The sequence below is a fragment of the SAR202 cluster bacterium genome (assembly GCA_009392515.1).
Taxonomy (GTDB): Bacteria; Chloroflexota; Dehalococcoidia; order Lucifugimonadales; family UBA6952; genus UBA6952.
The window spans coordinates 26182-39520 of the sequence record VFGE01000037.1 but is presented as its reverse complement, the minus strand read 5'-3'; the positions used below and the strand labels follow the sequence as shown (position 1 = coordinate 39520).

The following is a 13339-nucleotide window of genomic DNA, read 5'->3' as shown; positions in this document are numbered from 1 at the left end:
ATAATATATGAAAATGGTTTGTTAACTACTGGATCTACAAGAGGTAATGGTATTATTGGTGAGAATATAACTAATAATATAAAAACTCTAAAAAATGTACCGGACAATATTAAATCTAATAATAATTCTCTGATTGATATTCGAGGAGAAGTTTATTGCCCTTTAGATCAGTTTCATAACTTTAATAAAGAAAGAGAATCACAAGGATTACAACCATATTCAAATCCTAGAAATACTGCTTCAGGTTCTCTGAGGCAACTGGACCCAGAAATAACAGCAAATCGCCCTCTCGATATTTTTATCTATGCGATTGCCACTAATAATGGAATTCATGAATATCAAACTCATAGCGAAACATTAGATTGGTTAAAAACTCAAGGATTTAGCATTAACGAACATCGAAAAGTTGTAACCTCAGTTATGGAGATTTCTGATTATTATGCTTATTGGACAGAGATGCGAAATTCCCTTAATTACGATACTGATGGTATTGTAATTAAGGTAAATTCTTATCAAAAACAAAGTATATTAGGATCGGTTGCTAGAGAACCGCGTTGGGCAATAGCTTACAAGTACCCTGCAAAAACAGAAATAACAAAATTAATTCAAATAGGTATAAATGTTGGCCGAACTGGCAGTTTGAATCCTTTTGCTGAATTAGAACCTATAACTATTGGTGGAGTAACTGTTAAAAATGCTACATTGCATAATTATGATGACATACTTAAAAAAGATATTCGTGTTAATGACTTTGTATATATACGTCGTTCAGGTCATGTGATACCCCAAATATTGGGTCCAGTTTTGGAAAGAAGAACAGGAAATGAACAGATTTTTACAATGCCTACAAAATGCCCTGCATGTACCTCTCAAATATATAAGTATTCAGATGATGTTAATTATTACTGTATAAATTCAGAGTGTCCTGATCAATTTGAAAACCATATAATTCATTTTGTAAGTAAAAATTGTATGGATATTAGAGGCCTAGGTGAAGAAACCATACGATCCTTAATAAGATCAAATTTGTTAAATACTCCTGCTGATTTATATGAATTAACGTTTGATCAGGTAATAGCTCTCGAAGGATTCAAGCAAATTTCAACAAATAATTTATTAGCATCTATTCAAGACTCTAAACAAAGACCTCTTTATTCTTTAATATCAGCCTTAGGAATTAAATTTGTGGGCTCTGAAGTATCCAGTATATTATCTCGCAATATTAATAATATATTTGATCTCTTTGAAATGAAAGAATCAGAACTTACTACATTTCCTGGTATTGGTGAAAAAATCGCATTAAGCATTTGTAGTTATTTTTCTAATCAAAATAATAGATATCAGATAACACGCTTTAATCGTCTAGGACTAAATACAGATTCTAATAACATTGAAAAGCAATCAAATAGTTTATTGGGATTAACTTTTGTTATTACAGGAAGATTGGCCAATCATACTAGATCTGATTTTGAATCAATAATAAATAGTAATGGCGGGAAAGTAACTAACAATGTTTCCAGTGTTACTAATTACCTGATTACGGGTGAAGATCCCGGTTCTAAATTGGTTAAAGCAAAAGAATTAGATGTTAAAATTATTACCGAACAAGAATTATTAGAGATGCTTTAATATGTTTTTTAATAAATTATTTCGTAAAAACCCAGTAAATTCTGAAAATAATAAAATGCTTATTGTTGGCTTAGGTAACCCTGGACAAAAATATAATCGCACCCGTCATAATATAGGATTCGATGTTATTGATAAATTATCAAAAGAATTCGAATTAAACCTTAAAAAGAGTTCTAATTCAGCTGAATGGGATTCATTTCATTTCCAAGAAACAGAAATATATTTAATTAAACCGACTACTTTTATGAATAATAGTGGTAAATCATTAAAACAATTCCATTCTAAACTTGGAAAGAACATTCAATTTCTGGTTATATATGACGATTTAGACTTACCAGTTGGCAAAATACGACTTAGGAAAAATGGTAGTGCTGGAGGTCATAACGGTATCAAATCTATTATTAGTGAACTAGGTACTAATGAATTTGCAAGAATACGCATTGGGATTAGTCAAGATCGAAATGAAAATACGATTAATTATGTGTTAGGTAAATTTAGAACTGAAGAACAGGAAATAATTGAAGAAGTAATTAATTCAATACCACGAGTGATTTACAGTATATTATCTAATGGCTTTGATGTAGCAATGAATGAGTATAATGGAAATTCGATTAATAAATAATTATATAATATTCGCTTTACTATTTCTCATATCTTGCAATACATCTGAAATAAACATTTCCGAGGATACTAATGTTTCTAATCCTATTCCTACTCAAAGTATTCAAAAAAACATTCTTACTGAAAATACTTTAAAAGATGATACGTCTATTCTTTTTCCTACAGCTAATATTATTTCTACTCCTTCCCCTGTATCCAATATCATTTCTGTTCCAACCATTGAATCACTAGAGATAAAAAAACCTGTTCAGGAATATCCATTATTGGTTCAACCTTGGGGGGTTCCTGAGTATCTTATAAACCAAGAATTTAGATCGATTAATAATATAACTAAAATCCAACCCAGTAGCTTAGATTTAAATAACTTAATAAATAGAATAAATAATATTCAAATCAACCGCCCAGGTTCAGAATTTTTAATTCCTAATAAGAAATGTGAAATTAAAAACAACGAAAAATTTTTAGTTATTGATATTAATGAATATATAGTACGACCAATCATTGCAAAACAAGTTATTTCTAAGGACCTAAGAGATAGTCGTTATTGTTGGTATATTGAAAATCAGTATGTTAAAGATGTAAATACAGAATCTTTAGATCAATGGATTCAAAAATTTAACACAGATATACAACCTTTTATAAGTAATGTTTTTAATAAAACTGCTATGAATTCATATACTTATGTAGTCATAACAAATTTAAATCCAGGAATAGCTGGTTATTATTCTCATTCTAACAACTATCCAATTGATGTACACTACGGAAGCAATGAAGTCGATATAATTTTCATTGACATTGATCAAATCAAAAATGGAGAACAATCCTTCTTATCTACGCTTACCCATGAATTAACTCATTTATATCAATCCCAAATTAATTCCTATTCTAATTCATGGATAAAAGAAGGCACTGCTGAATTAATTACTCATTCTGTAGGTTTGCAAAAAGAATTAGATTCTAATATTTTTTCTAGACCAATATCATTGTCAAATTTGAATAATCCAAGTTTGCAGCAGTATGGTTATTTCACTTTGTTTTTCATATATCTTCAAGATAGATTTGATACATTAAATTTATATGAATTACTACAGTACCCAAATGAATCGATCGAAGGTATTATTCATTATTTAAAAACAAATCATCATTATCAGAATAATAGCGAAGACTTATTAAAAGAATGGGGTTTGGCTATATTAAATTGTCTTATAGAAAAGTGTCATTTTTATGATGATTTTATTAATACCACAACTGTAAATGATCTTACAGAGTCTCAAGTAATAGAAATGTTGCCTTTATCGTTACAATTTTATAAAGTCTTAGATCCACAAAATATTTCTATACAAATGAGTAATGAAATAATAAATAACAATAATGAAATATGGTGGAGTGGCAACGGTGATCTTATTGATAATATGATAACTTTTGAGTTCGCAATTAATGACCTGAATAATTATTCTTTGTCTTTTGATACCTATTTTGAAATTGAAGATCGATTTGATCTTGTTTATCTTGAAATATCTAAAGACGGAGGAAGTTCATGGGAGATATTATCTACTCCTGCAATGAATTCTCAAAGTTCTAGTTTTTATGGTTTGGGTTCTCATTACACCAACAAAGTAAATGATTGGATTAATGAAGAAGTATTAATTGGTAATTTGCCTATTATGGACAATCTCCTTATCAGGTTTGAATATGTTACAGATGATTCGGTTAATAATAAAGGTTTCTATGTAAAAGATATTAAATTAATAAGTAAAGAAGCAAATATTATCAATCCAAGTAAAATCTACCTTGAAGGTTTTAAAAATCATACCGATATGATTCCCCCATTGTGTATCTTAAATGTTATTCATAATACTGATGAAAAAGGAATGATTGTAAAAGACAGTATACCTATAGTTTCTACGGAGATGGTAAATTATGATTTTAATAAAGATGAACAAGTATATATAATGCTGCAGTGTAACGATTTTGAAGGCGAATATTCCACTAGCATTAATCTACAATATACGGTATAAATTTACATACAAATTTCTATAATTATTTTAAAGGAGAACTACGTGAAATTCGATGTTATGGTATTACCTGGCGATGGAATTGGCCCAGAAGTCGTCGAACAAGGTGTCAAATTACTTGATGCAATATCAAAGAAATCCGGTCATACATTTAACTTTGAACAGGATATAATTGGTGGTGCTGCAATAGATAGTTATGGTGTGGCCCTAAAACCAGAAACTGCGGAAAAAAGTAGCAAAGCTGATGCTATCTTGTTTGGAGCAGTTGGTGGGCCAAAATGGGACGATCCCACCGCAAAAGTGAGACCAGAAGATGGACTTTTAGCTATTAGAAAAGCTCTTGGAGTTTACGCAAATATAAGACCTGTTAAATCATATTCTTTTTTGAAAGATTCTATACCTTTAAAATCAGAACTCGTTGATGATATAGATTTGATAATGATTCGAGAACTAACTGGAGGTCTATATTTTGGAAAACCGAAAAAACAATGGACTAATTCAAGAGGTAGAGTAGCTGTAGATACACTTAAATATACTGAAAAGGAAATCACGCGGATATTACGAGTAGGTTTTGAGTTAGCAAGAGGACGAAATAAAAAATTAACCTCTGTTGATAAAGCAAATGTTTTAGAAAGTTCAAGATTATGGCGTCAAATAGCTATTGAACTTAGTGCTGAATACCCAGACGTAAAATTAGAACACCAACTTGTAGATAGTTGTACTATGCAATTAATTCAAAACCCTCGTCAATTTGATGTGATGGTAATGGAAAATACTTTTGGAGACATATTATCTGACGAAGGCTCAGTCCTAGCTGGATCTCTCGGGATGCTGCCTTCTGCGAGCTTGTCAGGTATACCTTCAGCAGATGGGTCAATAAAAGCAAAAGGATTATACGAACCAATTCATGGCACTGCTCCAGATATTGCAGGACAAGGAAAAGCTAATCCAATTGCAACAATTTTGAGTGTTGCACTATTATTGAGGTATTCTTTAGGTCTTCCCGAGGAAGCGAGAAAGATCGAAGATGCTGTTGATGCAGTATTAGCACAAGGATATAGAACTGCAGATATAGGGAAAGAAGAAGAGCAGATTGTAACTACAGAAGAATTAGCAAATAAAATAATTCAATTAGCAACTACTTCTTAATTATATCAACTTCTGATATTTCCCCATCATTTATTTCAAATGCTCTAACATTTGGATTAGTAATATCTTGTAGAGTAACAAGAAAGTAGTAGACTTCAGGCCATACAGATGTACCATCAGGCCATGTTGCTATACGTACGTCAGTTGCTGATGGATATGCTTCTGAATGTGTATGGGAGTGGTAAATAGCATATAATTTACCACTGTCAGTTTCGATTTCGGTTAGTGTGTCTAATAGTTCTTTGGGATCCATTCTGTATCGATATGGACTTTTATCAATATTAGTCATTTTAAAAACATTTTGTGCTTGATTGGAGTTAATTCCGATTAGTCCGCAGCATTCGTTAGGGTTTTCTTCTATTGAATGTTTGATCATTTCATCTATAATTTCAATTTGAACGTGTATTTTTTTCATTTTAACCCACAATTATCTTTGAAGATTTTGTATCCTTATCTATTACTTCACCGATTATTTTAGCGTCTATATTATAATTTACCATTTCTAAAATCAGTTGTTCTGCTTTATTAGATGAAACGCTTATAAGTAATCCTCCTGAAGTTTGGGCATCATATAATAAGATTTGTTCATCATTATGTATAGATTCATCAAAGATTATATGTTCTTCAAGTGATTGTTTATTACTTACTGTTCCACCAGGAGTATTTTCTTTAACTAACTCGATTGCTCCTTTTATTATAGGGATAGAATTATATATAAGCTTAGCAGATTTGTTGCTTGATTTAAGCATGTTATATAGATGGCCTAACAATCCAAAACCAGTTATGTCAGTTGCACTATTAACTCCCGTTTGTGTCATAACTATGGAAGCATCCCTATTAAGAGTATTCATTACATTAATAGCATTTAATATCACTGAACTATCATTTTTTAGTTTGCCATTTTTCATTGAAGTCGTAATAATTCCGGTTCCAAGAGGCTTGGTTAGAATTAACTTATCCCCAGACTTAGCATTATTATTAGTGATTTCATTACCAGGTTTAATAATGCCTGTTATTTCTAAACCATATTTGGGTTCAGGGTCATCTATGGTATGCCCTCCTGCAATTACAACACCGGCTTCATTGGCTTTTTCATATCCGCCAAGGAGAATTTTGCCAATAATATCCTTAGACATAGTTTTAGGAAAACATGCAATATTTAAACCTACAAGTGGAGTAGCGCCCATACTATAGATATCACTTAATGCATTTGTTACTGCAATTGAACCAAAGTAGTAAGGATCGTCTACTATTGGAGGGAAAAAATCTAAAGACTTAACTATAGCTGTTTCTTCTGTCAATTTATAAACAGCAGCATCATCGTTATTTTCCATTCCTACTAATAGGGATGAATGTTTAGATTGTGGTATATGAAGCAAAACTTGCTCCAAGTCACTTGGACTGAATTTTGCAGCTCAACCAGCGCAATGAGACATATGCGTTAATTTTGCCGAATCATCATATTTCATATATTCAATTCCTCAAAAATGAATGTTTCAAAAATAAGTCTAGTATATACTAAGAATACTAGAAAATTATATTTGTATAAAGTGTTTTATTGTTATGCCAAATAGATTAGCAAATCAAACAAGTCCCTATTTATTACAACATTCTGAAAATCCTGTCGACTGGTATCCATGGGGAGAGGAGTCTTTAGAAGCCTCAAAAAGTCAAAATAAGCCTATATTGCTCAGTATAGGTTATTCTTCGTGTCATTGGTGCCATGTTATGGAAAAGGAAAGTTTTGAAGATATTGAAACTGCCGAATTGATGAATAAATATTTTATTAATATTAAGGTTGATCGTGAAGAAAGACCTGATATTGATAATATATATATGCAAGCTGTATTAGCACAAAATGGCCATGGTGGATGGCCCATGACTGTGTTCTTGACACCAGATAAAAAACCTTTCTTTTCTGGTACCTATTTCCCATTTGAACCACGCCATGGCATGCCGAGTTTTAAACAAGTCTTAGAAGCTATGAAAAATGCTTTTTATAATAAATATGATGAAATAGCACCCCTGGCAGACAAATTAACCAACCATATAAGTTTTGAAAACGATAATATCCAATTCAATTCAATAGATATTCAAAATGTCATTGATACGTCTATAGTTCAAATCCGAAATCACTATGACAAAAATTATGGTGGTTTTGGAGCAGCTCCTAAATTTCCTCAACCAACTATTTTGAATTATTTGCTAGAAATCTTTTATTCGACAAAAAATCATGATTGTTTAGATATGGTTCTCCAGACACTGAATGGTATGGCTTGTGGGGGGATTTACGATCAACTTGGTGGTGGGTTTCATAGATATTCCACTGATGCATTTTGGCTTGTACCTCATTTTGAAAAAATGTTATATGACAATGCCCTAATATCTTCAGTATATGTTGATGCATATAAAATCACAAAAAACACACAATACTTAAGAATAGTTAAAGAAACCTTAGATTATATAATATTAGAAATGACAGGCGATTCATGTGAATTTTATTCTAGCCAAGATGCTGATTCAGAGGGCGTTGAGGGAAAATATTTCACTTGGCAATTAGATGAAATAGAAAAAATATTAGGCAAAGATAACAGTAAAATATTTTGTGAATATTATGGGGTTCAAAAGAATGGAAATTTCGAAGGTACCAATATTTTACACATACAACAAGACCATTATGAGTTATCAACTAAACTTAACATCGCGCCAGAAAATCTCTCAAGTATTATAGAAGAATGTAGGTATCTTTTGTACCAGCAAAGAAATAAACGTGTAAAGCCATCTACAGATACTAAAATCATAACATCATGGAATGCTATGATGGCCAAAAGTTTTGCAAAAGCATCGATTTTTCTCGGCACACGTTATCTTGATATTGCAATTAAAAATACAGAATATATTTTAACTAATCTTATGAAAGATAATCTTTTAATTCATACAGACAATTTTTCGAATTCGTATGGATATTTAGAAGATTATGTCTATATATTAGATACTCTCATTACCCTTCATTCAATAACTCTAGACTATATTTGGATTGAAAAAGCAAGAAGTCTCTCAGCAACTATGATAGAACTATTCTGGGATAAGGAATCTAGTCGTTTTTATGACACCTCGAATATTCAAAAGGATTTAATATTTAGGCCAAGAGACTCGCATGATGGAGTCATTCCATCAGCTCATTCAATGTCTTCTATCGTATTAAATAAACTTTCAATAATGTTCAACAATGAATCTTATAAAACAATATCTGAATTAAATATTACATCTGTTATTGATTTAATCGATAAATCTTCATTATCATTTACCAACTGGCTCTCTTATATTAATGCAACACAACAAAAACCTAATGAATTAATTATTTCTTACCCAAAATTTTCAAAACGCTCGACTCAGATTTTAAGTTTAGCATCAGATCTAAATCAATTTTTCCATCCTTATCTTTTAATTTCTGGTATAAATCAATTTGAATTACCGAATTTACAGGAAAACCCATTATATACAGGGAAAACTATAGTAGATCATAACATTACAGGGTATTATTGTAGCAATTTCATTTGCGATGAACCATTAACCGACTTGGGAAAGCTTATTGATAAAATATCAAAACCATATGATAAAATCTCTAATGAATGGATTTATATTAAGGAGAGTTTTAATGAGTAGAATAGAACATATAAAATGGAGTCTTGCATTTGTCCACAGAGCTTTACGAGATGCTTGTAATGGTACGAACGAACAAATACACTTTGTACCTGATTTTGGCAGTCATTCAATAGCATGGTGTCTATGGCACACAACTAGAGTTGAAGACATGATTGTTAATGTGAGAATTAAAGAAACTGAACCTATCTGGAATGAAGAATGGGCCCAAAAAACTGGTTTACCATTTGATGGTAATGGTAACGGTCAATCTGATGATGATGCACAAAAAGTTACTATCACTAGTATGGAAAACTTTATCAAATATCAAGAACTTGTTTGGGATTCTACCGCTGAATTATTAGATCAACTAACTGATGAAGATCTTTCAAAAGAGGTAAAAGCTCGAAATGGCACAGAACAAATCGATGAATCCATCTCCCTACATATGTTAGGCCATTTTAATGGACACCGAGGCGAAATGAATTTTTTGAGAGGTATGCAAGGAATGGATCCGCTGTTAGTTAGAGAAGGTACTCATTAATTATTGAGGGGAGATATTATGCAGGAACGATTAAAATTATCAAAACAAGTTGGTAGAATTAATTCTTTAATTGTTGAATTAACTCCCAAAGAAGAAGAACGATTCCTTGAAATAATGAATAACGTTATAATGATTGACTTACATGAACATCCAATAGTTATGACGGAAGATATGACTCGTTTACAAGAGTATCTCAGCACTGGTGAATACACATGGGGTTATGAGGCTGCAAAAGCTGGTGGATGGTCAACTGTTTGTACAGCTAATGGATTCAGAGGAAATATTACAAAACGTCATCCCTCAGCAGGAGACTTCCAATTAATGTTAGAAGAAATTGGTATTATGTTTACTGATATAAACAATAATAGTGAGGTTGTAGTAGTTCAGTCACCTCATGATATAAAAGAAGCAAATTCAATTAATAAACTAGGTTTCTTCCCTACAGTTGAACATCTGGCAATAGGTAATCAATTATATCTGATTGATGTATTGTATAGCATGGGAATAAGAATGGCAGGTTTAACTTACTCATTTAGAACATATATAGGAGATGGATGCTACGAACGAACCGATACTGGGTTAAGTGAGTTTGGTATAGATGTTGTAGAAAGAATGAATAAACTAGGTATGATAATAGATTTAGCTCATGCAAGCCATCAAACTAAATTAGATACTATTCAATACTCAGAAAAACCAGTGATATTTAGCCATAATTTTGCGCACACCTTAACCCCTGTATCTAGAAGTACTAAAGATGATGCATTGATAGCATGCGCAGATAATGGAGGATTAATTTGTATCACCGCTGTACCAAATCAAATATGTGACGGTCCAGAGCAAACGATCGAATGCGTTTTAGACCACTACGATTATATGGTCAATTTGGTTGGCATAGACCATGTAGGTATAGGTACCGATACTTTGATTGGCGACCATGTTGCTTTTGCTTCATTAAACATGACTGGTCCTGCTACACCTGTTGCACCATATATGGATGGTTTAGAATCCCCTGCCGATGGAAAAAACATTATCCGTGGATTAATTAAACGAGGATATAAAGATGAAGAGATATACAAAATTGCTGGCAATAATGCCTTGGTATTTATGAAAGATGTACTGTAATTAATATAAGGAGTTATTATGATTCGTTTTATTACATTATTTATAGGAGCTTTTATGGCTGTAATGATAGGCATTCAGGAAATTGCTCCATATTTTATAACTGATACTGAATTTCCTCAAAATGAAATTATTATTTCTTTAGGAGTAGCAATCGGTTCTTTATTAGTTGTTATTTTGCCTAGAGTTTCAATGGTTGTTTTTATACTAATTAGTGGATACTCTGCATTTCAAGTACAATCAGGAGCTGAAGAGGATTTATATATATATGCAATTGCTTCATTAATACTAACTATAATGAGTTACATGAGTTTCTTAAGCTTGAGAAGAGATAAACGAAGGATAAAAGACGATATTAATACAATTGATCCATACGATGCTTAGGTATTGTATCTTAATCTTGCTAACAGTATTAAAACCAGTGTTGATATTAGAATAAGAATTGCAGATAGCGTTATTCCTAATTCAAAGTCTGATTCCATAGTAGAAATAATAGCTAATGGCATAGTTTGGGTTTCTCCAGTTAGATTACCAGCAAATACCAAAGTTGCACCGAATTCTGAAATTGCACGTGCCCAACCTAATGCCGCTCCATTAATTATTGATTTCCAAGCGAGTGGTAAATTAATATAAACAAAACGCTTTATTGGGTTGAATCCTAAGCTACTACCAATATCTTCGTAATCGGTATTGATATTACTTAATCCGAGTCGCACTGATCTTAGAAAGAAGGGAAAAGCCACGAAAATTTGAGCTAAGATTACTGCAATAGTTGTAAAAGGAATCGAAATTCCAAAATCTATAAGATATTGACCGACTGGTCCATTTTTCCCAAATGTCATAAGCATTGCAAATCCAACAACTACTGGCGGCAATATAATTGGTAATTCTATAGTGTAGTCAATGTATTTAATCAATTTAGAATCACTTTTAGTAATTATATGGGCAACAGGTATACCAATAAATATTACTATTGTTATTGCAATGAAGCTTGTTATTAATGATAAAAACAATGCCGAAGTAACTATCGGGTTACTAATTGCATTTATAACATTATTATTAGTAAACGCATTAAATAATAATACCAATATAGGTAATAATATGAACCCAACATAAATAATCAGTGGGATATATTTAATATTTAGAAAATATATAGATTTATTTTTATTCATTTACAATATCAATCTTGGGTAATAAAACCATGTTTTAACCATATGTGCTTTGTGTCGTTACTTGAAATATAATCCAAAAACTCATTTGAGAATGAACGGTTTAAGGTTTGTTCAAGTATACCTGCATATATAGAAGTTATTATATTAATATTTTCAGGCATATTTATTTTATACATTTGATTATTAATTACAGCCTCAAAATCTGTTTGATAAACTACACCAACGTCTATTTCTTTTAATAACACTTTTGATACTACCATTTTAACATTACGCTCTTTAGACACTACATTCTTATTGAATAAATCCGAATAATTATTCACGTATTGGATCTCTTTATTAATATTGTTTAGTAGTTGATTAGTATAATTTCCTATAGGTACTTCATTCATACCTACAGCGATTGTTATATTGTTTTGAATAATATCATTAAGTGTTTTGATATCAGGATTATTGGTAATAATTGCTAATTTATTATCTGCGAGTTTGTAAATTTGTTTATCTAATAAGTTTAAATCTTGAGCTTTTTGAAACTGTATTTGATCTGCAGAAATAAATATATCTGGGTTAGCTCCGTATTCAATTTGTTGTCTTAATGTAGAAGATCCAGCAAATGAAATCAAAATAGTATGAGGCGAATTATTTTCATAGTTTTCAGTTAATTCGTTTAGGACATTCATTAATGAAGAAGCCGCATATATTTTCAATGTAGTAGTAGTAGTAGGTTTATTACAAGCTGTTCCTAATGAAAAGATGACAACTAATAAAAGAATATAAATATATTTCATTAGCTGAGTTTATCAGACAAAATAATTAAATTCACCTCAACTTACAAGATGAGTAATTTGATTCCAATGATGAATAGTAGGTCGACTATTATTCTTAGTAAGAGATGATTCGATGATAGAAATCCCAGCATTATTAGTTGACATTGAAATGGTTTGATCTATAGGTAATCCTAAAAGCATTTTAGCCAAAACGCGTATTGTCCCGCCGTGCGAGACTACTAATACAGTTTTGCCATCTGAGTGTTTTAGTTTAACATCAGCAATAAACTGAGTCAGTCTAGTTATTAAATTATCTAAATTCTCCGCATTTTTAATATTTTCAAGTATAAGACCTTTGTTTATCCATTGTTCATATTCGTACGGATACTTAGACTCTACTTCGTTTCTTTTTAACCCTTCCCATTCTCCAAATCCTATTTCACGAATATTTTCAGTTGTTTCGAGTGGTAGATTTAACGTAGTATTCAAAATAGTTGCTGTTTTCTTAGCTCTTTCTAAATCACTGGAATATATATGCTCAATTGACAAACTTCTCAGCCCTAGATGTATTTTAGAAGCTTGAATTAAACCATTAGAACTTAATTTAGGGTTTTTCTGTCCTTGAAATATACCTTTTTTGTTCCAATTACTTTCTGCATGTCTAACAATAATCCAATTCATAAT

The 13339-nt window shown here is 31.3% G+C and carries 13 protein-coding genes; 8 read left to right on the top strand and 5 right to left on the bottom strand.

The features are described 5' to 3' along the window. The 4 genes from ligA to leuB form a co-directional block, all read left to right on the top strand. Positions 1-1629, top strand: a 1629-nt coding sequence (gene ligA, locus FI695_05815) for an NAD-dependent DNA ligase LigA (GenBank protein ID MQG51478.1), incomplete at its 5' end; no start/stop codon positions are given. 55 nt (positions 1630-1684) lie between these two features. Next, positions 1685-2251, top strand: coding sequence for an aminoacyl-tRNA hydrolase (locus FI695_05810; protein MQG51477.1), 567 nt, complete (start codon positions 1685-1687; stop codon positions 2249-2251). Continuing rightward, a complete protein-coding gene (locus FI695_05805) occupies positions 2220-4268 on the top strand; it encodes a hypothetical protein (protein MQG51476.1) in 2049 nt (682 codons plus the stop codon). The genes FI695_05810 and FI695_05805 overlap by 32 nt, the downstream gene beginning before the upstream one ends. Before the next feature lie 42 nt (positions 4269-4310). Next, positions 4311-5414, top strand: a complete 1104-nt coding sequence (gene leuB, locus FI695_05800; GenBank protein MQG51475.1) for a 3-isopropylmalate dehydrogenase — start codon at positions 4311-4313, stop codon at positions 5412-5414. Here leuB and FI695_05795 read toward each other — a convergent pair. Beyond that, the gene (locus FI695_05795) at positions 5404-5829 is read right to left on the bottom strand and encodes a M67 family metallopeptidase (protein MQG51474.1); all 426 of its coding nucleotides are present in this window, start codon (positions 5827-5829) and stop codon (positions 5404-5406) included. The genes leuB and FI695_05795 overlap by 11 nt on opposite strands. A gap of 1 nt (position 5830) precedes the next feature. Then, positions 5831-6805 carry a selenide, water dikinase SelD gene (gene selD, locus FI695_05790; GenBank protein ID MQG51473.1) on the bottom strand — a complete coding sequence of 325 codons (975 nt, stop codon included), beginning with the start codon at positions 6803-6805 and terminating at the stop codon, positions 5831-5833. A 172-nt stretch (positions 6806-6977) separates the two neighbouring features. On the opposite strand from selD, the gene FI695_05785 reads away from it, so the two are divergent. Genes FI695_05785 through FI695_05770 form a run of 4 tightly spaced genes read left to right on the top strand, consistent with a single transcriptional unit; the run spans position 6978 to position 11103 of the window. Further along, positions 6978-9080 (top strand): thioredoxin domain-containing protein, encoded by a 2103-nt coding sequence (locus tag FI695_05785; protein MQG51472.1) that lies wholly within the window; start codon positions 6978-6980, stop codon positions 9078-9080. Next, positions 9028-9600: a DinB family protein gene (locus FI695_05780; GenBank protein MQG51471.1), complete on the top strand. Its 573-nt coding sequence runs from the start codon at positions 9028-9030 to the stop codon at positions 9598-9600. The genes FI695_05785 and FI695_05780 overlap by 53 nt, the downstream gene beginning before the upstream one ends. A gap of 18 nt (positions 9601-9618) precedes the next feature. Beyond that, complete coding sequence (locus FI695_05775) at positions 9619-10722, top strand: hypothetical protein (protein ID MQG51470.1); 1104 nt, start codon at positions 9619-9621, stop codon at positions 10720-10722. 18 nt (positions 10723-10740) lie between these two features. After that, a complete protein-coding gene (locus tag FI695_05770) occupies positions 10741-11103 on the top strand; it encodes a hypothetical protein (protein ID MQG51469.1) in 363 nt (120 codons plus the stop codon). Here FI695_05770 and modB read toward each other — a convergent pair. From modB to FI695_05755, 3 genes are read right to left on the bottom strand one after another with little or no spacing between them, the layout of a single operon-like run. After that, positions 11100-11891, bottom strand: a complete 792-nt coding sequence (gene modB / locus FI695_05765; GenBank protein MQG51468.1) for a molybdate ABC transporter permease subunit — start codon at positions 11889-11891, stop codon at positions 11100-11102. The genes FI695_05770 and modB overlap by 4 nt on opposite strands. Positions 11892-11899: 8 nt before the next feature. Further along, entirely contained in the window at positions 11900-12676 is a 777-nt protein-coding gene (gene modA, locus FI695_05760) for a molybdate ABC transporter substrate-binding protein (protein MQG51467.1), read from the bottom strand. Between the two features lie 36 nt (positions 12677-12712). After that, complete coding sequence (locus FI695_05755) at positions 12713-13336, bottom strand: histidine phosphatase family protein (protein MQG51466.1); 624 nt, start codon at positions 13334-13336, stop codon at positions 12713-12715. Positions 13337-13339 lie beyond the last annotated feature (3 nt).